Origin of the sequence: Roseateles sp. (genome assembly GCF_019237615.1) — a bacterium.
Classification (GTDB): domain Bacteria; phylum Pseudomonadota; class Gammaproteobacteria; order Burkholderiales; family Burkholderiaceae_C; genus Pelomonas.
Genome location: NZ_JAFAGT010000099.1, coordinates 14,665 through 37,024, shown reverse-complemented (window position 1 = coordinate 37,024; position 22,360 = coordinate 14,665). Strand labels below are relative to the sequence as shown.

Below are 22,360 nucleotides of genomic sequence, written 5' to 3'. Positions count from 1 at the left end.
CTACGGCCCCGGAACTGTCATGCGGGGCCGCGTGTTTTTTCAGTTGCCCATGTCCCACCAGATCACCATCCAGCCCGCCGGCCGCGTCTACCAGACCGAGGGCGACGACACCCTGCTTGCCGCCGCCATCCGCAACGGCGTCGGCCTGCCCTACGGTTGCAAGGACGGCGCCTGCGGTTCCTGCAAGAGCAAGCTGCTCGAGGGCGCGGTCATCCACAGCACCCACCAGCCCAAGGCCTTGTCCGCCGAGGAGGAGGCCGCCGGCTTCGTGCTGACCTGCTGCGCCCGCCCGCAGACGGACTGCACCATCGAGGCGCGTACCGTGCCCGGCGCCGGGGAGTTCCCGGTGCTGAAGCTGCCCAGCCGCGTCACCGCCCTGCTGCGCCCGGCGCCCGACGTGGCCGTGCTGACGATGCAGCTGGCCGCCAACCAGAACTTCCAGTTCCGCGCCGGCCAGTACGTGGAGTTCATCCTGCGCGACGGCGCGCGCCGCAGCTACTCCATGGCCAACGCACCGCACACGCTGCCGGGCCAGATCGAGCTGCACATCCGCCACATGCCGGGCGGCAAGTTCACCGACCATGTCTTCGGCGCGCTGAAGGAGAAGGACATCCTGCGCATGGAGGGCCCGTTCGGCAGCTTCTTCCTGCGTGAGGACAGCACCAAGCCCATCGTGCTGCTGGCCAGCGGCACGGGCTTCGCGCCCATCAAGGCCATCATCGAGCGCGCTCGCCACATCGGATCCACGCGCCCCATGGTGCTGTACTGGGGCGCGCGCAAGGCTGCCGACCTCTACCTGAACGACTGGGCGGCACAGATCGCGGCCGAGTGGCCGACGCTGAGCTATGTGCCCGTGCTCTCCGAGCCCGACGCCGGCTGGGCGGGCCGCACCGGCTTCGTCCACCAGGCCGTCATGGCCGACCTGCCGGACCTGTCGGGCCATCAGGTCTATGCATGCGGCGCGCCCATCATGGTCGAGTCGGCTCACAAGGACTTCGTCGCACAGTGCAGGCTGCCGGACGAAGAGTTCTACGCCGACGCCTTCACCTCCGAAGCGGACAAGCACTGATGTTCGAGCCGCCGTGGACACCGCCTGACCAACTGGTCGATGCGCTCAAGCGCGATGGCGAGGCCGTCCTCGCCCCGGGCGCGCTAGGCACGCTGGGCGTGTCCGCGGCCGAGCTCGACGGCCTCAAGCACTGCTGGGACGACCTGCCGCCCGACGGCTATCTGCGCGACGGCGGCCGCTACCGCTTCCGCCGCCACGGCTGCTTCGTCGCCGACGGCGGCACGCTGACGCCCAGCCCCCACCGCGCCCATTGGCAGCCGCTGGACTACAACGCGCTGCACGGCGGCATCCAGCGCTGGTATGTGCCGCTGGCCCAGCAGATGGCCGATTCGCCCGCCTGGGCCGCGCTGCTGCTGGGCCTGGCCCGCATCGCCTCGGAGCTCAAGGGCGAGCAGCCCTGGTTCATCGAGGCCCACCCCTTTCGCATCGACACCAGCGACGGCATCGGCCGGCCCACGCCCGAGGGCGCACACCGCGATGGCGTCGACTTCGTGGCCGTCCTGCTCGTCGGGCGCCACGACATCAAGGGGGGCGAGTCGCGCGTCTTCGAGGCCGACGGCCCGGCCGGCCAGCGCTTCACGATGACGCAGCCCTGGACCCTGCTGCTGCTGGACGACGCCCGCGTCATCCATGAGACGACGCCCATCCAGCCGCTCGCCGCGGGCGCGCGCGGCTGGCGCGACACGCTGGTCATCACGCTGAGAAGCGGTGGTTTCCAGGGTCCTTAGAATCCGCGACGGCCACGCCAAAAGCGTGGCCGTTTCTTCATCCACTGCGCCAAAAGCGCCGACCGACATGACCTCGACGTCCCTCTTCGGCCTGCCCGAGCAAGCCCCCCATGAGCGCGTGCTGCTCGCCACCGACCCGGCCACCGGCCTCAAGGCCATCCTGGCCGTGCACAGCACCGCCCGCGGCCCCGCCTTCGGCGGCTGCCGCCTGTGGCACTACGACTCCGATGCCGCCGCGCTGAACGACGCGCTGCGCCTGTCGCAGGGCATGAGCCTGAAGAACGCGCTGGCCGACCTGCCCTTCGGCGGCGGCAAGGCCGTCATCCTGAAGCCGGAAGGCGCCTTCGACCGCCCGGCCCTGTTCGCCGCCTTCGGCCGCGCCGTGCAGTCGCTGGCCGGCGCCTACATCACCGCCGAGGACGTCGGCACGACCACCGCCGACATGCGCGGCATGCAGGCCGTCACGCCCTTCGTCAGCGGCATCCCGCGCGAGGGCGCCTTCGGCGGCGACCCCAGCCCCAAGACGGCCTGGGGCGTGTTCGTCTCCATCCGTGCCGGCGCCCGCCTCGTGCTGGGCCGCTCGTCGCTCGAAGGCGTGCGCGTCGCGCTGCAAGGCCTGGGCGCGGTGGGCTGGCACCTGGCTGAATTCCTGCATCAGGCCGGCGCCAAGCTGGTCGTCGCCGATGTGGATCAGGCCAAGGTGGAACGCGCCGTCGCCCAGTTCGGTGCCGTGGCCGCCCATGTGGGCGAGATCCTGGCGACCGACGTCGACGTGCTGGCGCCATGCGCACTGGGCGCGTCGCTGAACGAGCAGACCGTGCCGACCATCCACGCCAAGCTCATCGCCGGCGCCGCCAACAACCAGCTCGCCACGCCCGCCGACGGCGACGCGCTGCAGCGCCGCGGCATCTGCTACCTGCCTGACTACCTGGTGAACGCCGGCGGCATCATCAGCGTCGCACGCGAGTACCGCAACGAGGGCGAGGAAAGCGCCGTGATCGCCGAAGTCAGCAAGATCGCCGAACGCGTCGAGGAGCTGCTGCAGCGCGTGCAGTCCGCCGACTCCACGCCGGCCCGCGTCGCCGACGACTGGGCCCGCAGCAAGCTGGTGCGACCCACCTGAACCTCAAGCAAGACGCCTGGCTCTGCCAGGCGTTTTTTCATCAGGCAGCCGCCATGGAACTGGCTTCGCATGCCGCCGGCGCCCCCCTTGAGGGGGGAAGCGCGCGAGCGCCTCGGGAGGCCATCTACTCGCCGAGATAGGCCGCGCGCACCTTGGGGTCGTCCAGCAGCGCCCGGCCCTGGCCGCTCATCGTCACCTCGCCCGACTCCATCACATAGCCGCGGTCGGCCAGTTGCAGCGCGCGGCTGGCGTTCTGCTCGACGAGCAGGATGGTCACGCCCCGCTGGTGAATGTCGTTCACGACCTCGAAGATCTTGTCCACCATGATGGGCGACAGGCCCATGGACGGCTCGTCCAGCAGCAGCACCTTCGGGCGCGCCATCAGCGCGCGGCCCATGGCCAGCATCTGCTGCTCGCCGCCGGACATGGTGCCGGCCAGTTGCTTGGCCCGCTCCTTCAGCCGCGGGAACAGGCCGAAGACCTTGTCCATGTCCGCATCGATCTCGCCGTCGTTGCGGTTGTAGGCGCCCATCAGCAGGTTCTCGACGATGGTCATGCGCGTGAAGGTGCCGCGCCCCTCCGGCACCATGACCAGGCCCTTCTTGGCCAGGTTCCAGGCGCCCTTGCCCTTGACGGACTCGCCCAGATAAATCACGTCGCCAGCCGCGACGGGCTGCAGGCCGGTGATGGCCTTCAGCGTGGTCGTCTTGCCGGCGCCGTTGGCGCCGATCAGCGACACCAGTTCGCCCTCCTGCACCTCGAAGCTGACGCCCTTGACGGCCTGGATGCCGCCATAGGCCACCTTCAGGCCGTTGACCTTGAGCAGGGTTTGCTTTGCTTCTGCCATGTCATTCTTCTCCCGCTCAGTGCGGCTTGTGGCCGGCGCCCAGATAGGCCTCGATGACCTTCTCGTTGTTCTGCACCTCGGCCGGTGTGCCCTCGGCGATCTGCTTGCCGTAGTCCAGCACCGTCACGCGATCGCACAGACCCATGACCAGCTTCACGTCGTGCTCGATGAGCAGGATGGTGCGGCCGTCGTTGCGAATGCGGTCGATGAGCTCGCGCAGCACGACCTTCTCGGTCGCGTTCATGCCGGCGGCGGGCTCGTCCAGAGCGATCAGCTGGGGGTCGGTGGCCAGCGCCCGGGCGATCTCCAGGCGGCGCTGGTCGCCGTAGCTCAGCGTGCGGGCCTTGAAGTCCGTGTACTTGCCGATGCCGACATAGTCCAGCAGCTCCTGGGCGCGTGCCCTGATGGCGGCCTCCTCGGCCTTGAACCTGGGGGTGCGGAACACCGCGCCGATCAGGCCCGACTTGGTGCGGATGTGGCGGCCGACCATCACGTTCTCGATCGCCGTCATGTCTGCGAACAGGCGGATGTTCTGGAAGGTGCGCGCGATGCCGGCCTTGGCGACCTGGTGCACGGCCTGCGGTGTGTAGGGCGTGCCGCCCAGCGAGAAGCTGCCGCCGTCGGGCGTATACAGGCCCGTGATGACGTTGAAGAAGGTCGTCTTGCCCGCGCCGTTGGGGCCGATGAGGCCGTAGACCTGGCCGCGCTGGATCTGGATGCCGACGTCGGACAGGGCCTGCACGCCGCCGAAACGCTTGGACGCGCCGCTGACGTTGAGAACGATGTTGTCGTGAGTGCTCATGGTCGATCCCTCCTCACTTGCTGGCGGCAGGGGCCGACTTGCCATGCTCCGGCGACGGCCACAGGCCCCGCGGGCGGATCAGCATGATGACGATCATGGCCGAGGCCACCAGCAGCTGGCGCAGGATGGATGCGTCGATGCGGCCCCCCGTCATGTTCTGGATGTCGCCGGCCACGTAGCGCAGCACCTCCGGCAAGGCCGCCAGCATCAGCGCGCCAAGGATGACGCCGGGGATGTGGCCGATGCCGCCCAGCACCACCATGGCGACGATCATGACCGACTCCTGCAGGCTGAAGGATTCGGGCGACACGAAGCCCTGGAAGCTGGCGAACATCGCCCCTGACACGCCGCCGAAGGTGGCCCCCATGCCGAAGGCCAGCAATTTCATGTTGCGGGTGTTGATGCCCATGGCCTTTGCGGCGATCTCGTCCTCCCGGATGGCCATCCAGGCCCGGCCGATGCGCGACTGCTCGAGGCGGTAGCAGACGATGACGCTGCCGACGACCAGGGCCAGGAAGAGGTAGTAGTACAGCGTCACCGAGGGCAACGAGAAGTCGCCGATCTGAATCGATTTGCCGAGGCTGATGCCGAAGAAGTGGAAGGAGTCGATCTGGCCGATGCCGCGCGGGCCGTTGGTGATGTTGAGCGGGTACTCGAGGTTGTTCAGGAAGACGCGGATGATCTCGCCGAAGCCCAGCGTGACGATGGCCAGGTAGTCACCGCGCAGCTTCAGCGTCGGGGCCCCCAGCACGACGCCGAACAGCGCCGCGATGCCGGCGGCCAGTGGGATGACGATCCACAGCGGTGAGTGCAGCCCCTGCGGGAACGCGGCCTGGAAGGCCTCGAAGTTCTCGCTCAGGTGCGGGCTGGCCAGCAGCGCGAACATGTAGGCGCCCACCGCGTAGAAGGCCACGTAGCCGAGGTCCAGCAGGCCCGCGTAGCCGACCACGATGTTCAGGCCCAAGGCCAGCAGCACGTAGAGCAGCGCCAGGTCGATGATGCGCACCGGGCCGTTGCCGAATTGCTGCGCGAACAGCGGCACGACCAGCAGGCCGACGGCCGCCACCGCGAAGGTGATGAATTTCTTGGTTTGCATGTCGGGGCTCCCTTCAGGCGCGATCGGCCACACGCTCGCCCAGCAGGCCCGAGGGACGCAGCGTCAGCACGAGGATGAGGGCGATGAAGGCGAAGATGTCGGCATAGTTGCTGCCCAGCACACCGCCGGTCAGGTCGCCCAGGTAGCCGGCTCCTATGGCCTCGATCAGCCCCAGCAGCACGCCACCCACCACCGCGCCGGCCAGGTTGCCGATGCCGCCCAGCACCGCGGCCGTGAAGGCCTTCAGCCCGGGCATGAAGCCCATGGTGTGCTGCACCGTGCCGTAGTTGGCGGCCCACATCAGGCCCGCCACCGCGGCCAGCGCGGCACCAATGACGAAGGTCGTGGAGATGATGAAGTCGGGCTTCACGCCCATCAGGCCGGCCACGCGCGGGTTCTCGGCGGTGGCGCGCATTGCGCGGCCCAGCTTGGTGTAGTTCACGAGGTACATCAGCCCGGCCAGGATGCACACGGTGAGCCCCAGGATCAGGCACTGCGTGACCGTGATGACGGGCCCCCCGAGGTCGAACGGCGTCGTCGGCAGCAGCAGCGGGAAGGGCTTGGGGTTGGGCTTCCAGATGATCATCGCAATCACCTGCAGCAGCAGCGACATGCCCATCGCGGTGATCAGCGGCGCCAGCCGCGGCGCGCTGCGCAGCGGTCGGTAGGCGATCTTCTCGACCGAGAAGTTCAGTACCGCGCAGACGACGACGGCGCAGCCCAGGCCGATCAGCATCAGCAGCCAGCCGGGCAGGCCCGAATCGCCCAGCGCCGTGACCACGGTCCAGCTGACCATGGCGCCGACCATCAGGATCTCGCCATGCGCGAAGTTGATGAGGTTGATGATGCCGTAGACCATCGTGTAGCCCAGCGCGACGAGGGCATACATGCTCCCCAGCACCAGGCCGTTGATGATCTGTTGAATCAGAGTCTCCATGAGGGCTCCTGGATTTGGTTGGGACGCAGCATGCGCCCGGCGACCCGAGGCAAATCGCAACCCTCGTGCCAATCTGGAGGTTTCAAGGGTATTCACCGACGGTCTGAAACAGCCGACCGTTCGATCCGTCCCACGGGAGCGGTACCGGTCGGATGTTGCGAGTGTCTGCCACGAAAATCCGGGCGGAAATCCGCACAAACCGCACACGCCGCGGGCGGTTCGCCGCCAAGCCCGAAAAAACCGCCCGCAGGCCTGTCATCGTCCCCCGCGCATGGGCACACTAGACGCCCCTCGCCATGGTTGTGCCCGCCTCCCCGCCCCACCCCCGCCCAGGCGTGCTGCGCGCGCTGCGGCTGCTGGGCCGCCCGGGCTTCCATCTGTTCCTGACCGGACTGCTGATGGCACTGGGCTTCGTGCTCGCGCACCGCCTGAGCGAACGCAGCGGCCTCGAGCAGCTGTCAGCCCTCAGCACCGAGCGCCTGGAGCTCTACGCCAGCAACCTGGCCGCAGAACTGGGCCGGCATGCCTCGCTGCCCAGCCTGCTGGCCATAGACCCGACGCTGCAGGCGCTGCTGCAGGCGCCCGACGACGAGCCTGCCCGCCGCGCGGCCAGCCGCATGCTGGCCCGCGTCAACGTGCGCGCCGGCACCCACCAGATCTTCGTCGCAACGCCGCAGGGCGAGGTGCTGGCCGCCAGCGAGGCGCTCAGCGCCCCGACCCGCCTCACCGAGGCACTGGCCCAGGGCCGCGTGCATTTCTTCGCCGCCGACCCCGGCACCGGCAGCACCGACTTCTACCTGCTGCACCCACTGCGCCAGGCCAGTCAGCCGGCGGGCGTCATCGTGGTGCGCTTCAATCTCGCACCGCTGGAGGCGACCTGGGTGGACCTGGGCCTGCGCTCCCAAGGCGAGCGCATACTCGTCGCCGACGACCAGGACGTCGTCATCATGAGCTCCGTGCAGGCCTGGAAGTACGCGGTGCTTGACCACGCCGACCCGTCGCGCCGCCAGGCCCTGCAGGCCAGCGCGCGCTACCCCCAGGCCATAGGCCCCGACCTGGACCTGCCGGCCTCGCTGGAGGTGCAGCAGGGCCAGCAGGTGAAGCTGCCTCTGCCGGGCGGAGCCGCGGGCGCCAAGCCCATGCTGGCCCAGCAGCGCCAGATCGTGCCGCTGGGCCTGCGCCTGGTCGCGCTGTCCGACCTGACCGAGGTGAGGCAGCGCGCGCAGTACGCGGCCTGGGGCGGCGCGGCCTTCGGCGCCAGCATCGGCCTGCTGGTGCTCTACCTGTCGTCGCGCCGGCGCGCGCTGCGCCAGCTGACCCAGACCCAGGCCGCGCTGCGCCAGGCCCACGCACAGCTGGAGCAGCTGGTGGACAGCCGCACCGCCGAGCTGCGCCAGACCAACGACGCGCTCAAGACCCAGATCGCCCAGCGCCTGAAGACCGAGGGTGAGCTGTTGCAGGCCAGCAAGCTGGCCGTGCTCGGCCAGATGTCGGCGGGGCTGTCGCACGAGGTGAACCAGCCGTTGACGGCGCTGCGCGCGCTGGCGCGCAACTCCATCCGCCTGCTGGAAAGCGGCCGCCCGGACGCCGTGAGCGCCAACCTGCAGATCATGGACGACATGGTCGAGCGCATGAGCCGAATCACCAGCCAGCTCAAGAGTTTTGCGCGCAAGGCCGACGAGCAGGTGGCAGGCGCCGTCGCGCTGCTGGACTGCGTGCGCAACGCGCTGCTGCTGCTGGAGCATCGCAGTCGCACGCTGGGCCTGCAGGCCGAGATCGACGTACCCGCGGGCCTGCGCGTGCGGGCCGAGGCCAACCGGCTGGAGCAGGTGCTGGTCAACCTGTTCGGCAATGCCATCGACGCGATGCGCAACGAGGCCGAGCGCCGGCTGATCGTGCGCGCCACCGCCCAGGACGGCGGCCGTCGCGTCCTCGTCAGCGTGCAGGACTGCGGTGCCGGCGTCGGCGCGGCCGACCTGCAGCGGCTGTTCGAGCCCTTCTTCACGACCAAGCCGGCCGGGGAAGGCCTGGGCCTGGGCCTCGTGATTTCGGCCAAGATCGTGCATGAGTTCGGCGGCACGCTGCGCGCCGAACGCCTGGGGAATGGAAAACAAGGCATGAGTTTCGAGTTCGACCTCGCCGTCGAGACCTGGGAAGCAACGGAGCAAGCAGATGTTTGAGGGCTACAAGGTCGTGTTCGTCGAGGACGACCTGCCGGTGCGGGTCAGCCTCACGCAGACGCTGGAGCTGGAGGGCCTGGCCGTCGTCCCCTGCCGCAACGCCGAGGAAGCACTGCCCCACATCCAGCCCGGCGCGCAGATCGTCGTCGTCACCGACGTGCGCCTGCCCGGCATGGACGGGCGCGCGCTGCTCGCGCATGCGCAGGCCACCGACCCGGCCATCCCCACCATCCTCATCACCGCCCATGGCGACGTGGCCATGGCCGTGCAGTCCATGCGCGCCGGGGCCTACGACTTCATCGAGAAACCCTTCGCGCCCGAGCGCCTGCTGGACGTGGTCCGCCGCGCGCTGGATCTGCGCACGCTGCGCCACTCGGCCGACGAGCTGCGCGCCCAGCTGCAGCGCGCCAGCGGCATCGAGGCGGCCCTGCTGGGCCAGTCGCCGGCCATGCAGCAACTGCGCCGCCAGGTGCTGAACCTGGCCGGCACGTCGGCCGACGTGCTCATCGTCGGCGAGACCGGCACCGGCAAGGAACTGGTGGCGCGCTGCCTGCACGACCAGAGCCCGCGCCGCGACCGCCATTTCGTCGCCATCAACTGCGGTGGCCTGCCCGAGGCGCTGTTCGAGAGCGAGCTGTTCGGCCATGAGCCCGGCTCGTTCACGAGCGCCGCCAAGCGCCGCATCGGCAAGATCGAGCATGCCAACGGCGGCACGCTGCTGCTGGACGAGATCGAGACCATGCCCATCGCGCTGCAGATCAAGCTGCTGCGCGTGCTGCAGGAGCGCCGCGTCGAGCGGCTGGGCTCCAACGAGGAGCTGCCGGTCAACGTGCGATTCATCGCCGCCAGCAAGGGCGAGCTGCGCGAGCAGGCCAGCCGCGGCGAGTTCCGCAGCGACCTCTACTACCGCCTCAACATCGCGACGCTGCACATCCCGCCGCTGCGCGAGCGCCGCGAGGACGTGCCGCTGCTGTTCCAGCATTTCGTCGCCCAGGCCTGCATCCGCTACGAGCGCGCGGCACCCGAGCTGACGCCAGAGAAGCTGCGCGAGCTGATGGCGCATGACTGGCCTGGCAACGTGCGCGAGATCCGCAACGCGGCCGACCGCTTCGTGCTGGCGCTGGACGACCTGGACCCGCAGGCCGCGCTGCAGGCCCTGCCCAGCCTGCCGCTGGCCAAGCAGATGGATCTCGTCGAGAAGACGCTGATCGAGCAGGCCCTGCGCCGTGCCCAGGGCAAGGTGCCAGCCGCCATGGAACTGCTGGGCACGCCGCGCAAGACGCTGTACGACAAGCTGCACCGGCATGGCATCCAGCTGGATGCGTTCCGCTAGCGGTACTTTTCAGGGTCCGGCGAGTCGGTCGGGTTTGCGATCACGCGGCGGAAGGCCGCACTCATCGGCAGCTTCAGGTTCAGCCCCTGCGAGGGCAGCGGCGACTCGAACCAGCGGCGATAGATCGCATGGATCTCGCCGCTGCGGTAGAGCCCGGCAAGCACCTCGTCGACCAGCGCCTTGAACTGCGGGTCGCCCTTGCGCAGGCCTATGGCATAGGGCTCGATCGTCAGCGCCTGGTCGGAGAGGCGGTAGTCGTCCGCGCCCGGCCCCTGCTGCGCCAGCAGGCTGCGCAACACCACGTCGTCCATCAGGAAGGCCGCCGCGCGGCCGCTGCGCAGCAGCTGGAAGCCCTCGGGGTCGTCCAGGCCGCCGAGGATGCGGATGCCAAGGCTCTGCTGCTCGTTGACCTTGGCCAGGTGCTGGATGCTGGTGGTGCCAATGGTGGACGCGACGGGCCGGCCGCGCAGGTCCGCCAAGCTCTGCACGCGGTCGCTGGCGCGCGCCAGCAGCCGCGTCTCGGCAACGAAGATGGTCAGCGAGAAGGCCTGGCTGCGTGCGCGCTCGGCCGTATGCGTCGTGATGCCGCACTCCATGTCCAGCGTGCCGTTGATGACCAGCGGCATGCGCGTCGCCGAGGCCACCTCGACGCGACGCACCTCCAGGTCGGGCAGGTCCAGCTTCTCGCGCACGGCCGCGATGACGCGCTCGCACAGCTCCACCGAGTAGCCCGTGGGCCGCAGCTGCGCGTCGAGGTAGGAAAAGGGCAGCGAGGCCGGCCGGTAGCCGATGACGATGACGCCGGTCTCGCGCACCCGCGCCAGCGTGGGGCCGTCGGCCGCGTGGGCCGCCAGGCCGAGGCACAGCGCGGCCAGCGCCGCGCTAGCCCTGGCCAGCCGCCTCATCGTCCAGCCGGCGCAGTTCGGCCAGCTTGTCGGCAATGCGCAGCTCCAGGCCGCGCGGCACGGGCTCGTACCAGCGCCGGCCCTCGAGCCCGTCGGGCAGGTACTGCTCGCCGGCCGCGTAGGCATTGGGCTCGTCGTGTGCGTAGCGGTAGGCCTTGCCATAGCCCAGCTCCTTCATCAGCCGCGTCGGCGCATTGCGCAGATGCACGGGCACGGGGCGGCTGCTGTCCTGCTTGATGAAGGCCTTGACCTCGTTGAAGGCCTTGTAGACCGCGTTGGACTTGGGCGCGATGGCGAGGTAGACGGCCGCCTCGGCCAGCGCCAGCTCGCCCTCGGGCGAGCCCAGGCGCTCGTAGGCCTCGGCGGCGTCCAGCGTGATGCGCAGCGCACGCGGGTCGGCCAGGCCGATGTCCTCGCTGGCCATGCGGATCAGGCGGCGCGCGATGTAGCGTGCATCGACGCCGCCGTCGATCATGCGCGTGAACCAGTACAGCACGCCGTCCGGGCTGCTGCCGCGCACGGACTTGTGCAGCGCAGAGATGACGTCGTAGAACTGGTCGCCGCCCTTGTCGTAGCGGCGCAGTTGCTCACCCAGCGCGCGCTCCAGCAGCGCCTCGTCGATGGTGGCGCCGTTGGCCATCGATGCGGCAGATTCCAGCGCATTCAGCAGCCTGCGGGCGTCGCCGTCGGCATAGCCGATGAGCCGGTCGGCGGCCTCCTGCGTGGGCGGCTGGATGCCCAGCTCCTGTGCGCCGCGCTCGATGAGCGCCTGGAGCTCGCTCGCGTCCAGGCTCTTGAGCACCTGCACCTGGGCGCGCGACAACAGTGCGGAGTTGACCTCGAAGCTGGGGTTCTCGGTCGTCGCGCCGATGAAGGTGAACAGGCCCGACTCGACGTGCGGCAGGAAGGCATCCTGCTGGGCCTTGTTGAAGCGGTGTACCTCGTCGACGAACAACACCGTGCGCCGGCCCTGCTGCGCGGCGAGCTGGGCGCGGTCGACCGCCTCGCGGATGTCCTTCACACCGCCCAGCACGGCGCTGATGGGGATGAACAGCGCGTCGAAGGCGCCAGCCATCAGCCGCGCCAGCGTCGTCTTGCCGACGCCGGGCGGCCCCCACAGGATCATGCTCTGCAGGCGGCCGGCGTCGAAGGCCGCCCGCAGCGGCATGCCGGGGCCCAGCAGGTGCCGCTGGCCGATGACCTCGTCCAGCGTCTTAGGCCGCAGGCGCTCGGCCAGCGGCGGCGCGGGCGGCTCGGCGTCGAAGAGCCCCGTCATTGCTCGATCAGATCGGCTCCGGCCGGCAACTTGAACTGGAAGCGTTCAGGCGCCACCGGCACGTTGGCCTGCACGGCGCTGAAGTCCAGCCGCGAGTGCTGGCCGAAGCCGTCGACGATCTCCATCGCCGCCAGCTCCTTGCCCTTGAAGCCGAGCCTGAGGGACTGGATGGTCGACTCCGCCTGCTTTGGACTGGCCTGCACCCAGTCCAGCCCCGCCTCGGCCGGCAAGGCCTTCAGCGCGAAGTCGCGTTCGAGGTTCGTGCCGGCCAGCAGGGCTGCGGGCGTCGCGCCCAGCGCGTCCGCCAGCTTGCGCGAGCTGGCCTGGTTCAGGTCGGCATCGTAGATCCAGACCTTAGTGCCGTCAGCGACGATGACCTGCTCGAAGGGCTTCGCATAGGCAAAGCGAAACCGGTTGGGGCGCTGGAACTCGAACGATCCGGACGAGACCTTCTTGCGCTTGCCGTCGGGCGAGGTGACGGTCTGCGTGAAATTGGCCTTGCCGCTCTTCACGTCGCGGGCGAAGTCGCGCAGCGCGTCGACGGCGTCGGCGTGGGCGATGCTGGACATCAGCAGCGTCAGGGACAGCAGGAGTTTCTTCATTCGTCTCGCTTGGGAACAATCAATTCGCGGCTGCCGTTGGACGCCAGCGCGCCCACCAGGCCCGAGTTCTCCATCTGCTCCAGCAGCCGCGCGGCGCGGTTGTAGCCTATGCGCAGGTGACGCTGCACCAGCGAGATGGACGCCTTGCGATGCTGCAGCACGATGGCAACGGCCTGGTCGTACATGGGGTCTTGCTCGCCGCTGGACTCGCCCGGCGCCGGCGCCTCGCCGCCCATGTCGTCGAGCACGCCGCCTTCGAGGATGCCTTCGATGTAGTTGGGTTCACCCTGCGACTTGATGTACTCCACAACGCGGTGCACCTCGTCGTCGCTGACAAAGGCTCCGTGCACGCGGACGGGCAGGCCCGTGCCGGACGGCATGTAGAGCATGTCGCCCATGCCCAGCAGCGCCTCGGCGCCCATCTGGTCGAGGATGGTGCGGCTGTCGATCTTGGAGCTGACCTGGAAGGACAGGCGCGTCGGGATGTTGGCCTTGATGAGGCCGGTGATGACGTCCACCGATGGCCGCTGGGTGGCCAGGATCAGGTGGATGCCGGCCGCACGCGCCTTCTGCGCCAGACGGGCGATCAGCTCCTCGATCTTCTTGCCGACCACCATCATCAGGTCGGCCAGCTCGTCGATGACGACGACGATGAAGGGCAGGCGCTCCAGCGGCTCGGGCTCCTCGGGCGTCAGGCTGAACGGATTGGGGATGCTGACGCCGTTGGCCTTGGCCTCGTCGATCTTCTTGTTGTAGCCGGCCAGGTTGCGCACGCCGACCTTGGACATGATCTTGTAGCGACGCTCCATCTCGCCGACGCACCAGTTCAGCGCGTTGCCGGCCTGCTTCATGTCCGTGACGACCGGCGCCAGCAGGTGCGGGATGCCCTCGTAGACGCTCATCTCCAGCATCTTGGGGTCGATGAGGATGAGGCGCACGTCGCGCGCCTCGGCCTTGTAGAGCAGGCTGAGGATCATCGCGTTGATGCCCACGGACTTGCCCGAGCCGGTGGTACCGGCGACGAGGCAGTGCGGCATCTTGGCGAGGTCGGCCACGACGGGCAGGCCCACGATGTCCTTGCCCAGGCCCATGGTCAGCTGGGATGCGGCGTCGGCATAGACCTGGGAGCCGAGGATCTCGGACAGGCGTATGGTCTGGCGGCGCGCGTTGGGCAGCTCCAGCGCCATGTAGTTCTTGCCCGGAATGGTCTCGACGACACGGATGGACGTCAGGCTCAGGCTGCGCGCCAGGTCCTTGGCCAGGTTGACGACCTGCGAGCCCTTCACGCCGGTGGCCGGCTCGATCTCGTAGCGCGTGATGACCGGGCCCGGTGACGCGGCGACCACATGCACCTCGACGCCGAAGTCGCGCAGCTTCTTCTCGATGAGGCGGCTGGTCATCTCCAGCGACTCGGGCGTCACCGTCTCCTGGCGGCCGGGCGCAGCGTCCAGCAGGTCCACCTGCGGCAGCTTGGCGTCGCCGGCGTCGACGAACAGCGTCTGCTGGCGCTCCTTGGCGACGCGCGTGGACTGCGGCACCTCGGCGACCGGCGGCTCTATGACCAGCGGCGCATGCTCGACCCCGCCCTGCTCCCACTGGCGCTCGGCCTGGCGCTCGACCTCGACGTCCTGCTCGCGCTCCTTGACGGCCTGCTCGCCGGCCTTCTGGTCGGCCTTGATCTCGCGCTGCTCGATGCGACGCTCGCGCAGTTGCTCGAGGCGCTCGCCTATGGACTCGGCCACATGGCCCCATGAGAAGCGCAGCGCCCAGGACATGCCTGTCAGCAGCAGCACAATCCAGACGACGCCCGAGCCGGCGAAGCCCAGGCCTTTCATGCCCAAGGGTCCCAGCATGTAGCCCACTAGGCCGCCCGCATGCCCCGGCAGGCGCGGCTCGACGGCGTAGAGCCGGCTCCATTCCAGCGCGCAGCTGGCGCCGATCAGCAGCAGCACGCCGGCCCACCAGCGCAGGCGCCGGCTCCAGCGCACGGGCTCCGGCGTGTCGTGGCGCAGCAGGCCCGCAAGGCCGCGCAGCCAGGCGCGCACCGCCAGCAGCGGCAACCACCAGGCCGAAAAGCCGAACATGAAGAGCAGACCGTCCGACGTCCAGGCGCCCAGGCCGCCGACACGATTGCCGACTAGGTCACGCTGGCCGCTGGTCGAGAAGGCGGCGTCGCGCAAGTCATGCGTGGCCAGGGCCAGCACGAGCAGCGCCAGCAGCAGCGCCGTCAGCGCCAGCCACAGCGGCGTGCGCAGCAGCCGCGAAGCGGCGGACGGCGGCGGCGCCTCGCGCCTGGGCGCCTGGCGGCGGGTGGTTTTGGCGGGACTGGCGGGTTCGCTGGCGGCGCCGGATTCGTCCTGACCGCCCAGCAGGGAACCGAGGGGAAAACTCATCCCCGCATTGTGCCGCTCAGTCGTGAGTCAGGCGTTCCTTGATGACCACCGAACCGTTCTCAAGCGTTTCAATGACGCCGCGCTCCTCCAGGTCCTTCATGACGCGGCTGACCATCTCGCGCGACGCGCCGACGACCTTGGCCATGTCCTGACGCGACACCTTGCCGCGGATCAGCTTGATGCCCTTCTCGTCCTCGGACATGTCAAGCAGCGTGCGCGCGACGCGGCCATAGACGTCCAGCAACGCGAGGGACTCGATCTGGCGGTCGGCATTGCGCAGCCGCGCGACGAGGCCACGCAGGATGCCGTAGGACAGGCTGCTGCTCTCCGGCAGGCAGCGCGCGAACTCCAGCCGACCCAGCACCAGCATGTCGGTCTGCACCTCGGCGCGCACCGTGGCCGAATGGGGCTCGTTGTCGATCAGGCTCATCTCGCCGACGTAGTCGCCCGACTGCAGCACGGCCAGGATGACCTCGCGGCCGCGATGGTCAGCCGTCAGCACGCGGGCGCGGCCGTTCAGCAGGATGAAGAGCGCGTTGGACTTGGTGCCCTGCTCGACGATCAACTCGCCGCGCTTGAAGCGGCGTTTGACGACGCTGTCGGCGATGGACTGCGCCTGGTCGGTGGTCAGCATCGAGAACAGCGGAACCCGGCGGATCAGGTCCAGGTTGGAAATCATCGCCATGTGCAATCTCCAGGTTTGGGGCGCAGGCTGGCGACCGGAAAATACGCCTGCCTAAAATGGCGTGCATTTTGCACACGTGGAAGGGCTTGCCTCAATGGTTGATGTCGGGGTTTTCACCCCGGCACCGGCTTGCAAGCCCGTTCACCGCCCTCATTTCCCCGCCATGACCGCAACCACCCAACACCACGGCCTGCTCATCCTTGGCTCCGGCCCCGCCGGTTACACGGCCGCCATCTATGCCGCCCGCGCTAATCTCAAGCCCACGCTGATCACCGGCATGGCCCAGGGTGGCCAGCTCATGACGACGACCGACGTCGACAACTGGCCGGCCGACGTGATGGGCGTGCAGGGACCCGAACTGATGCAGCGCTTCCAGCAGCATGCCGAGCGCTTCCAGACCCAGATCGTCTTCGACCACATCAATGCGGTCGACTTCTCCAAGCGCCCCTTCACGCTGACCGGCGACAGCGGCGTCTACACCTGCGACGCGCTCATCATCGCGACAGGCGCCTCGGCCAAGTACCTCGGCCTGGACTCCGAGCAGGCCTTCATGGGCCGCGGGGTCAGTGGTTGCGCAACCTGCGACGGCTTCTTCTACCGCGGCCAGGAAGTCTGCGTCGTCGGCGGCGGCAACACGGCCGTCGAGGAGGCGCTGTACCTGTCCAACATTGCCAGCACCGTCCACCTGATCCACCGCCGCGACAAGTTCCGCGCCGAACCCATCCTGGTGGACAAGCTGATGGAAAAGGCCGCCGCCGGCAAGATCAAGCTGCACCTGTTCCAGCAGCTCGACGAGGTTCTGGGCGACGCCTCGGGCGTCACCGGCGTGCGCACGCACAACGTGCAGGACGGCAGCAAGGCCGAGATCCCCGTGCACGGCTGCTTCATCGCCATCGGCCACCAGCCCAACACCGACATCTTCAAGGGCCAGCTGGAGATGAAGGACGGCTACATCATCACCAAGAGCGGCCTGAACGGCTTCGCGACGATGACCAGCGTGCCGGGGGTGTTCGCCGCCGGCGACGTGCAGGACCATGTGTACCGGCAGGCCATCACCAGCGCCGGCACGGGCTGCATGGCCGCCCTGGACGCGCAGCGCTTCCTGGAGCAGGGCAAGGGCTGAGCCGGCGGGGGCCGCCAAGGCCCTTCCGGACTCGCGGGTTTACCGCTATACTCGCGGGCTTGCCTGCCGGATGGACCGCATCCGACGCTCCTGAGCCGAGGATTTAGCAGGCATTTGCGGTCAAAGGGCTGCCCGAAAGGTTTCGGGAGGCTGGTCAGAGAAGTCAAACCGGAGAAGCGTCAATGGCACGCGTCTGTCAAGTCACGGGCAAGAAGCCCATGGTCGGGAACAACGTTTCCCACGCCAACAACAAAACCAAGCGTCGGTTCCTGCCGAACCTGCAATACCGCCGTTTCTTTGTGGAATCGGAAAACCGCTGGGTGCGCCTGCGCATCAGCAACGCCGCTCTGCGTTTGATCGACAAGGTCGGCATCGACCAAGTCGTCGCCGATCTGCGCGCCAAGGGCGAGCTCTGATCGCCGCTCACTGATCCACTAAAGGAATACGACCATGGCATCCAAAGGCGGCCGCGAAAAGATCAAGCTGGAGTCCACTGCGGGCACCGGCCACTTCTACACGACGAACAAGAACAAGAAGACCACGCCCGAAAAGCTCGAATTCATGAAGTTCGACCCCAAGGCGCGCAAGCATGTCCTGTACAAGGAAATCAAGCTGAAGTGATGCGCCGGGGCGGCCCAGCCGCCCCGCCCTCCCGGCAAAACAAACCCGCCAAGCGGCAACGCTGGCGGGTTTGTTCTTTTTGGCCACCCTCCGGGGCGGCCGCCTCTCAGTGGCCTGGCGCCTTGGCCACGGCCGGGTTGAACTCGCGATCCATCCAGCGGTCGATCATGCGCTTCTCGTAGCGCAGTGGGTCACCGCTGTAATAGGCGTTGAATTCATCCTGGTAGTTCAGGTCGCGCAGGCGCGTCTTACCCTGCTGAACGACCTTGTCGCCCTCGCGAACCTCGTAGCTCAGCTCGATGGACGGCGGTGTGACCGAGCGCATCACGCGCACCCATTGGCCGCTGCGCCGCATGAAGGGCTCCACCTCGCCCGCAAGGTCGACGTCCGACACGTCGACGCGAACGTCACGCCCGGGCAGGCGCTTCTCGAACTGCCCCACCAGGTGGGCTTTGATGTCCTTCAACACCTCCATATCCCGGAAGCCGTTGTTGTCCTTGATGTCCGAGAATTTCTCGGGGTGGATGAAATTGACCTGCACGTCTGCCTGCGCGGCAGCCGATGCAAGAGCCATCACGGCCAGGACGATCCAGCGGGTCTTCATGGCAAATCTCCTCTATCAGCACTGCATATCCCAAGTCTAGGCCCCGCCATGAAAAAGGGCGCCCCGTGGGGGCGCCCTTTACGCGGGGAAACCCGGGGTCAGGCGTGGGCAGCGCGCAGGCGCATCGAGAAGGCCTGCAGCTCGGCAATGCCGCTTTCTTCGGCGCGGCGGCACCAGGCCTGGAGATCGACCACCAGCTGCTCGGCCGACACGTTTGTGCGCGTCCACATCTGGCGCAGCTCCTCGCGCATGGTCACCAGCTTGTCGATGGCGGGGCTCGCGGCACGGGCGTTGGCGAGATCGCCGTGCACGGCCACCGGGATGCGCTCCTCGTCACGGTGCAGCCAACGCTGCGCCTGCTTGAACTGCGCGAAGCGTTCGCTGTGCTTGCCGCCCTCGGCCTTGATCTTGGCCAGCTCGGTGGCACAGGCCGCCTTCAGGTCGCGGGCATAGCTCGCCATGACCTCATAGCGGTTGGCGATCAGCGCCTCCAGCGTGCGGGCGTCGGCCGGCTTGACCTCGCCCAGGCTCAGCTTGGGCGCCGTCTTGCGAACCTTGGCCCAGCCCAGCATCTCCAGGCCGCGGATGTACATCCAGCCGATGTCGAACTCGTAGGGCTTGACCGAGAACTTGGCCGACGTCGGGTAGGTGTGGTGGTTGTTGTGCAGCTCCTCGCCGCCGATGATCAACGTCCAGGGCGTCAGATTGGTCGAGGCGTCCGGCGCCTCGAAATTGCGATAGCCCCAGTAGTGGCCGATGCCGTTGACGACGCCGGCGGCCCAGAACGGGATCCAGGCCATCTGGATGGCCCAGATGGTCGCGCCGATGGCGCCGAACAGCGCCACGTTGATGATCAGCATCAGCGCCACGCCCTGCCAGCTGTACTTGCTGTAGAGGTTGTTCTCGATCCAGTCGTCGGGCGTGCCGCGGCTGTACTTGGCAATGGTCTCGGCGTTCTTGGCCTCGGCACGGTAGAGCTCGGCGCCCTCGGCCATGACCTTCTTCAGGCCGCGGGTCTGCGGGCTGTGCGGGTCTTCCTCGGTTTCGCACTTGGCGTGGTGCTTGCGGTGGATGGCGACCCACTCGCGGGTGACCATGCCGGTCGTCAGCCACAGCCAGAAACGGAAGAAATGGGACGGGATGGGACCGAGGTCCAGAGCCCGGTGAGCCTGGGAACGATGCAGGAAGATCGTGACCGAAGCGATCGTGATGTGGGTCACAACCAGCGTGTAGATCACCAATTGCCAGGCGCTGAAACCCAGCAGGCCGGAGCCCACCCAGTCGATCAGCGCGTTCAGGAAGTCGTTCATGCGTCCAGGACCTCGGCCAAAGCGGCCATGCGAAGGAATGTCAATTGTAGGGGAGCGCCCCCAAATTCAAGGGAATGGGGGCACCGTATTCAGGCGGGCGCGTGCGAATCGGCGCGTTCCTTGATCGCCATCAAGCCGCTCTCAGGCGAACCACTCTCAGTCGGCCCGCTCCCAGGCGGCTGCGAAGAAGCCGTCCATGGCGTGCCGGTGGGGCCACAGCCTGAGCATGCCGTTCTCCACCAGCTCGCCCGCGCGCTCCACCTGCACCTTGGCCAGCGCCTCGTCCGCCGGCAGCAGCTTGAAGTCGGGGTGGGCGGCGGCGAACTCGGCCGCGATGATCTCGTTCTCGGCGTCCAGCAGGCTGCAGGTGGCATAGACCAGCCTCCCACCCGGCTTCACGAGGCGGGCCGCGCTGGCCAGGATGGCACGCTGCTTGTCCTGCAGTTCGGCCACGCCCTGGGGCGACTGGCGCCATTTCAGGTCCGGGTTGCGGCGCAGCGTGCCCAGGCCCGAGCAGGGTGCATCGACCAGCACGCGGTCGATCTTGCCGGCCAGGCGCTTGATGCGCTCGTCGCGCTCATGGGCGATCTGCGCCGGATAGACGTTGGACAGGCCGCTGCGCGCCAGCCTCGGCTTGAGCGCGTCCAGCCGGTGGCCCGACACGTCGAAGGCATAGAGCCGGCCCGTGTTGCGCATCGCCGCGCCCAGCGCCAGCGTCTTGCCGCCGGCGCCGGCGCAGAAGTCCACGACCATCTCGCCGCGCTTGGGCGCCAGCAGCAGGGCCAGCAGCTGGCTGCCCTCGTCCTGCACCTCGACGGAGCCGCCGGTGAACAGCGCCTGCTTGTTCAGCGCCGGCTTGCCCTCGACGCGCAGGCCCAGCGGCGAATACGGCGTCGGCGTAGCCGCGATGCCGGCTTGCGCAAGCTGGGCCTGGGCTTCCTCGCGCTTGAGCTTGAGCGTGTTGACGCGCAGGTCCAGCGGCGCGGCCTCGTTCAGCGCGCCGGCCAGCTGCCAGAACTCGTCCTGGCCCAGGCGCGCCTGCAAGGGCTCGGCGAGCCAGTCGGGCATGTTGTGGCGCAGCCTGGGCGCCAGGCTGCCGGGCGCAATGGCCTGCACCTGCTCCAGCCACTGCTTCTCGGCCGGGCTGAGCGCGCTGCGCAGGAAGCTGTCGCTGCCGCGCCAGGCCAGCATGGCCAGGCGGCGGTTCAGCGGACCGCTGCCGCTCTGGGCCAGGTTCTGGAATTTGAGCCGCTCGCGTAGCAGCGCGTAGACGGTCTCGGCCAGGCAGGCGCGCTCGCGCTGGCCAAGGTTCTTGTGTTGACGGAAGAAGGCCGAGACGGTGGCGTCGGCGGGCGCGTCGAGCTTGTTTACGGCGGCGATCAGCTCGGCGCACAGCTCCAGCAGGGCATTAGGATGCATCGCCGCATTATCCCAAGCCGCCCCGCATGAATCTCTGGACCCAGTTGCGCCTGCGCCCACGCCTGCTCGCGGCGATCCTGATCGGAAGCCTGCTGGCCGCGGTCTGGCCCGGCATGCTGGCCTGGCAGACGCGCCTGTTGATCGGCTGGAACCTGTCGGTCTGGATCTATCTGCCGCTGATCGTCTGGATGATGCTGGCGGGCGACGGCGCGAGCCATGTGCAGCAGCGGGCCCGCCGCCTGGCCGAAGGCGTTCCGGTGGTGCTGATGCTCGCCGTGCTGGGCGCGCTGGCCAGCCTGGCGGCCATCACGCTGGAGCTGCAGGCCGCCAAGCAGTCGCACCAGCCTGCCTACCTGCTGCTGGTGCTGGCCACCGTCTGCGGCTCCTGGCTGCTGCTGCCGGTGGAGTTCGCGCTGGCCTATGCCAGCCTCTACCACCGCCCCGGCCAGGCGGCGCTGGGCCTGCAGTTCCCGGGCGACGACGGTCCGCCCGACTACGGCGACTTCCTCTATTTCTCGATCACGCTGGCCGCCACGTCGCAGACCTCCGACGTCGGCGTCAGCTCCCGGCCGATGCGCCGCCTCGTACTGGTGCAGACCCTGCTGGCCTTCACCTTCAACACGGGCGTGCTGGCGCTGGTCATCAACATCCTGGCCGGATTGATCAGTTGAGCAGCAGCTGTTGCGGCGCGCCGTCGCGATGGCAGACGCGCTCGCCGTCCCAGACCAGCGCATCCTCGACGCACCAGCGCACCGACTGCGGATAGATGCGGTGCTCGGCCGCCAGCACACGCGCCGCCAGCGACGGCGCATCGTCCCCCGCCAGCACAGGCACGACGGCCTGCATGACGATGGCCCCATGGTCCAGCTCCGCGGTCACGAAGTGCACCGTCACGCCGGCCACCTTGCAGCCCATCTCCAACGCACGCTCATGCGTGTGCAGGCCCGTGAAGGCCGGCAGCAGCGACGGGTGGATGTTGAGCATGCGACGCGCGTAGCGGGCCGTGAAGCCGGGCGTCAGGATGCGCATGAAGCCGGCCAGCACGACCAGGTCGGGCGCAAAGCCGTCGATGACGCGAGCCAGCTCGGCGTCGAAGTCCTCGCGGCTGGCAAAGGCCTTGTGATCGACGACCGCGGTGGCGATGCCGTGCTGGGCCGCGAACTGCAGGCCGCCCGCGTCGGGCCGGTTGCTGATGACGGCGACGACCTGCGCCGGCCAGCCCTCGGCCCTGCAGGCCTTCACGATGGCCTCCATGTTGGAGCCCCGCCCCGAAATCAACAGCACCAGTCTCTTCATGGGCCGGCAGT

At 68.5% G+C, this 22,360-nt stretch carries 22 protein-coding genes; 9 read left to right on the top strand and 13 right to left on the bottom strand.

Annotated features, from left to right (window positions below; all coding sequences use genetic code 11):
* The first annotated feature begins 49 nt into the window (after positions 1-49).
* The 3 genes from JOY88_RS21355 to JOY88_RS21345 all read left to right on the top strand — a co-directional run bounded on the left by JOY88_RS21355 (position 50) and on the right by JOY88_RS21345 (position 2,920).
* Positions 50-1,069 carry a CDP-6-deoxy-delta-3,4-glucoseen reductase gene (locus JOY88_RS21355; protein ID WP_293504666.1) on the top strand — a complete coding sequence of 340 codons (1,020 nt, stop codon included), beginning with the start codon at positions 50-52 and terminating at the stop codon, positions 1,067-1,069.
* A complete protein-coding gene (locus JOY88_RS21350) occupies positions 1,069-1,797 on the top strand; it encodes a 2OG-Fe dioxygenase family protein (RefSeq protein WP_293504665.1) in 729 nt (242 codons plus the stop codon). The genes JOY88_RS21355 and JOY88_RS21350 overlap by 1 nt, the downstream gene beginning before the upstream one ends.
* Positions 1,798-1,864: 67 nt before the next feature.
* Positions 1,865-2,920 carry a Leu/Phe/Val dehydrogenase gene (locus JOY88_RS21345; RefSeq protein ID WP_293504664.1) on the top strand — a complete coding sequence of 352 codons (1,056 nt, stop codon included), beginning with the start codon at positions 1,865-1,867 and terminating at the stop codon, positions 2,918-2,920.
* 124 nt (positions 2,921-3,044) lie between these two features.
* Here JOY88_RS21345 and JOY88_RS21340 read toward each other — a convergent pair whose 3' ends face one another.
* The 4 genes from JOY88_RS21340 to JOY88_RS21325 are packed head-to-tail and all read right to left on the bottom strand — an operon-like array spanning position 3,045 to position 6,602.
* The gene (locus tag JOY88_RS21340) at positions 3,045-3,767 is read right to left on the bottom strand and encodes an ABC transporter ATP-binding protein (protein WP_293504663.1); all 723 of its coding nucleotides are present in this window, start codon (positions 3,765-3,767) and stop codon (positions 3,045-3,047) included.
* Between the two features lie 16 nt (positions 3,768-3,783).
* Positions 3,784-4,569 carry an ABC transporter ATP-binding protein gene (locus tag JOY88_RS21335; protein ID WP_293504662.1) on the bottom strand — a complete coding sequence of 262 codons (786 nt, stop codon included), beginning with the start codon at positions 4,567-4,569 and terminating at the stop codon, positions 3,784-3,786.
* 13 nt (positions 4,570-4,582) lie between these two features.
* Positions 4,583-5,665: a branched-chain amino acid ABC transporter permease gene (locus JOY88_RS21330; protein WP_293504661.1), complete on the bottom strand. Its 1,083-nt coding sequence runs from the start codon at positions 5,663-5,665 to the stop codon at positions 4,583-4,585.
* A gap of 13 nt (positions 5,666-5,678) precedes the next feature.
* Complete coding sequence (locus JOY88_RS21325; protein WP_293504660.1) at positions 5,679-6,602, bottom strand: branched-chain amino acid ABC transporter permease; 924 nt, start codon at positions 6,600-6,602, stop codon at positions 5,679-5,681.
* A 296-nt stretch (positions 6,603-6,898) separates the two neighbouring features.
* Here JOY88_RS21325 and JOY88_RS21320 point away from each other — a divergent pair, with 296 nt between their 5' ends.
* A complete protein-coding gene (locus JOY88_RS21320; protein ID WP_293504659.1) occupies positions 6,899-8,782 on the top strand; it encodes a sensor histidine kinase in 1,884 nt (627 codons plus the stop codon).
* Positions 8,775-10,115 carry a sigma-54-dependent transcriptional regulator gene (locus JOY88_RS21315; RefSeq protein WP_293504658.1) on the top strand — a complete coding sequence of 447 codons (1,341 nt, stop codon included), beginning with the start codon at positions 8,775-8,777 and terminating at the stop codon, positions 10,113-10,115. Before JOY88_RS21320 ends, JOY88_RS21315 begins: the two co-directional genes overlap by 8 nt.
* Here the strand turns inward: JOY88_RS21315 and JOY88_RS21310 are convergent.
* The 5 genes from JOY88_RS21310 to JOY88_RS21290 are packed head-to-tail and all read right to left on the bottom strand — an operon-like array spanning position 10,112 to position 15,976.
* The gene (locus JOY88_RS21310; protein WP_293504657.1) at positions 10,112-11,020 is read right to left on the bottom strand and encodes an amino acid ABC transporter substrate-binding protein; all 909 of its coding nucleotides are present in this window, start codon (positions 11,018-11,020) and stop codon (positions 10,112-10,114) included. The genes JOY88_RS21315 and JOY88_RS21310 overlap by 4 nt on opposite strands.
* Complete coding sequence (locus JOY88_RS21305) at positions 10,998-12,296, bottom strand: replication-associated recombination protein A (protein WP_293504656.1); 1,299 nt, start codon at positions 12,294-12,296, stop codon at positions 10,998-11,000. The genes JOY88_RS21310 and JOY88_RS21305 overlap by 23 nt, the downstream gene beginning before the upstream one ends.
* Complete coding sequence (lolA, locus tag JOY88_RS21300) at positions 12,293-12,898, bottom strand: outer membrane lipoprotein periplasmic chaperone LolA (RefSeq protein WP_293504655.1); 606 nt, start codon at positions 12,896-12,898, stop codon at positions 12,293-12,295. Before lolA ends, JOY88_RS21305 begins: the two co-directional genes overlap by 4 nt.
* Positions 12,895-15,291: a DNA translocase FtsK gene (locus tag JOY88_RS21295; protein WP_293504654.1), complete on the bottom strand. Its 2,397-nt coding sequence runs from the start codon at positions 15,289-15,291 to the stop codon at positions 12,895-12,897. The genes lolA and JOY88_RS21295 overlap by 4 nt, the downstream gene beginning before the upstream one ends.
* A 16-nt stretch (positions 15,292-15,307) precedes the next feature.
* Positions 15,308-15,976: a Crp/Fnr family transcriptional regulator gene (locus tag JOY88_RS21290; protein ID WP_056196243.1), complete on the bottom strand. Its 669-nt coding sequence runs from the start codon at positions 15,974-15,976 to the stop codon at positions 15,308-15,310.
* 163 nt (positions 15,977-16,139) lie between these two features.
* Between JOY88_RS21290 and trxB the strand changes: the two genes are divergently transcribed.
* The 3 genes from trxB (at position 16,140) to rpmG (ending at position 17,720) form a co-directional block, all read left to right on the top strand.
* On the top strand, positions 16,140-17,099 hold the full coding sequence (gene trxB / locus JOY88_RS21285; protein WP_293504653.1) for a thioredoxin-disulfide reductase: 960 nt from the start codon (positions 16,140-16,142) through the stop codon (positions 17,097-17,099).
* Positions 17,100-17,281: 182 nt separating this feature from the next.
* Positions 17,282-17,515, top strand: a complete 234-nt coding sequence (rpmB, locus tag JOY88_RS21280) for a 50S ribosomal protein L28 (protein WP_268153841.1) — start codon at positions 17,282-17,284, stop codon at positions 17,513-17,515.
* A gap of 34 nt (positions 17,516-17,549) precedes the next feature.
* Complete coding sequence (gene rpmG / locus JOY88_RS21275) at positions 17,550-17,720, top strand: 50S ribosomal protein L33 (RefSeq protein WP_025564431.1); 171 nt, start codon at positions 17,550-17,552, stop codon at positions 17,718-17,720.
* Positions 17,721-17,826: 106 nt separating this feature from the next.
* Here the strand turns inward: rpmG and JOY88_RS21270 are convergent, their stop codons facing one another.
* The 3 genes from JOY88_RS21270 to JOY88_RS21260 all read right to left on the bottom strand — a co-directional run bounded on the left by JOY88_RS21270 (position 17,827) and on the right by JOY88_RS21260 (position 21,053).
* Complete coding sequence (locus JOY88_RS21270; RefSeq protein WP_293504652.1) at positions 17,827-18,324, bottom strand: DUF3016 domain-containing protein; 498 nt, start codon at positions 18,322-18,324, stop codon at positions 17,827-17,829.
* A 98-nt stretch (positions 18,325-18,422) separates the two neighbouring features.
* Positions 18,423-19,634 (bottom strand): DesA family fatty acid desaturase, encoded by a 1,212-nt coding sequence (locus JOY88_RS21265; protein ID WP_293504651.1) that lies wholly within the window; start codon positions 19,632-19,634, stop codon positions 18,423-18,425.
* A gap of 156 nt (positions 19,635-19,790) precedes the next feature.
* Complete coding sequence (locus tag JOY88_RS21260) at positions 19,791-21,053, bottom strand: RsmB/NOP family class I SAM-dependent RNA methyltransferase (RefSeq protein ID WP_293504650.1); 1,263 nt, start codon at positions 21,051-21,053, stop codon at positions 19,791-19,793.
* 26 nt (positions 21,054-21,079) lie between these two features.
* Between JOY88_RS21260 and JOY88_RS21255 the strand changes: the two genes are divergently transcribed.
* Positions 21,080-21,724 carry a DUF1345 domain-containing protein gene (locus JOY88_RS21255; protein WP_293504649.1) on the top strand — a complete coding sequence of 215 codons (645 nt, stop codon included), beginning with the start codon at positions 21,080-21,082 and terminating at the stop codon, positions 21,722-21,724.
* Here JOY88_RS21255 and purN read toward each other — a convergent pair.
* A complete protein-coding gene (gene purN, locus JOY88_RS21250) occupies positions 21,717-22,349 on the bottom strand; it encodes a phosphoribosylglycinamide formyltransferase (RefSeq protein ID WP_293504648.1) in 633 nt (210 codons plus the stop codon). The genes JOY88_RS21255 and purN overlap by 8 nt on opposite strands.
* Positions 22,350-22,360: the final 11 nt, after the last annotated feature.

What these genes read in the sequence shown, in the direction of transcription:
- JOY88_RS21355 (WP_293504666.1), top strand. Translation starts at nt 50, where the DNA reads ATGTCCCACCAGATCACCATCCAGCCCGCCGGCCGCGTCTACCAGACC.
- JOY88_RS21350 (WP_293504665.1), top strand. Translation starts at nt 1,069, where the DNA reads ATGTTCGAGCCGCCGTGGACACCGCCTGACCAACTGGTCGATGCGCTC.
- JOY88_RS21345 (WP_293504664.1), top strand. Translation starts at nt 1,865, where the DNA reads ATGACCTCGACGTCCCTCTTCGGCCTGCCCGAGCAAGCCCCCCATGAG.
- JOY88_RS21340 (WP_293504663.1), bottom strand. Translation starts at nt 3,767, where the DNA reads ATGGCAGAAGCAAAGCAAACCCTGCTCAAGGTCAACGGCCTGAAGGTG.
- JOY88_RS21335 (WP_293504662.1), bottom strand. Translation starts at nt 4,569, where the DNA reads ATGAGCACTCACGACAACATCGTTCTCAACGTCAGCGGCGCGTCCAAG.
- JOY88_RS21330 (WP_293504661.1), bottom strand. Translation starts at nt 5,665, where the DNA reads ATGCAAACCAAGAAATTCATCACCTTCGCGGTGGCGGCCGTCGGCCTG.
- JOY88_RS21325 (WP_293504660.1), bottom strand. Translation starts at nt 6,602, where the DNA reads ATGGAGACTCTGATTCAACAGATCATCAACGGCCTGGTGCTGGGGAGC.
- JOY88_RS21320 (WP_293504659.1), top strand. Translation starts at nt 6,899, where the DNA reads ATGGTTGTGCCCGCCTCCCCGCCCCACCCCCGCCCAGGCGTGCTGCGC.
- JOY88_RS21315 (WP_293504658.1), top strand. Translation starts at nt 8,775, where the DNA reads ATGTTTGAGGGCTACAAGGTCGTGTTCGTCGAGGACGACCTGCCGGTG.
- JOY88_RS21310 (WP_293504657.1), bottom strand. Translation starts at nt 11,020, where the DNA reads ATGAGGCGGCTGGCCAGGGCTAGCGCGGCGCTGGCCGCGCTGTGCCTC.
- JOY88_RS21305 (WP_293504656.1), bottom strand. Translation starts at nt 12,296, where the DNA reads ATGACGGGGCTCTTCGACGCCGAGCCGCCCGCGCCGCCGCTGGCCGAG.
- lolA (WP_293504655.1), bottom strand. Translation starts at nt 12,898, where the DNA reads ATGAAGAAACTCCTGCTGTCCCTGACGCTGCTGATGTCCAGCATCGCC.
- JOY88_RS21295 (WP_293504654.1), bottom strand. Translation starts at nt 15,291, where the DNA reads ATGAGTTTTCCCCTCGGTTCCCTGCTGGGCGGTCAGGACGAATCCGGC.
- JOY88_RS21290 (WP_056196243.1), bottom strand. Translation starts at nt 15,976, where the DNA reads ATGGCGATGATTTCCAACCTGGACCTGATCCGCCGGGTTCCGCTGTTC.
- trxB (WP_293504653.1), top strand. Translation starts at nt 16,140, where the DNA reads ATGACCGCAACCACCCAACACCACGGCCTGCTCATCCTTGGCTCCGGC.
- rpmB (WP_268153841.1), top strand. Translation starts at nt 17,282, where the DNA reads ATGGCACGCGTCTGTCAAGTCACGGGCAAGAAGCCCATGGTCGGGAAC.
- rpmG (WP_025564431.1), top strand. Translation starts at nt 17,550, where the DNA reads ATGGCATCCAAAGGCGGCCGCGAAAAGATCAAGCTGGAGTCCACTGCG.
- JOY88_RS21270 (WP_293504652.1), bottom strand. Translation starts at nt 18,324, where the DNA reads ATGAAGACCCGCTGGATCGTCCTGGCCGTGATGGCTCTTGCATCGGCT.
- JOY88_RS21265 (WP_293504651.1), bottom strand. Translation starts at nt 19,634, where the DNA reads ATGAACGACTTCCTGAACGCGCTGATCGACTGGGTGGGCTCCGGCCTG.
- JOY88_RS21260 (WP_293504650.1), bottom strand. Translation starts at nt 21,053, where the DNA reads ATGCATCCTAATGCCCTGCTGGAGCTGTGCGCCGAGCTGATCGCCGCC.
- JOY88_RS21255 (WP_293504649.1), top strand. Translation starts at nt 21,080, where the DNA reads ATGAATCTCTGGACCCAGTTGCGCCTGCGCCCACGCCTGCTCGCGGCG.
- purN (WP_293504648.1), bottom strand. Translation starts at nt 22,349, where the DNA reads ATGAAGAGACTGGTGCTGTTGATTTCGGGGCGGGGCTCCAACATGGAG.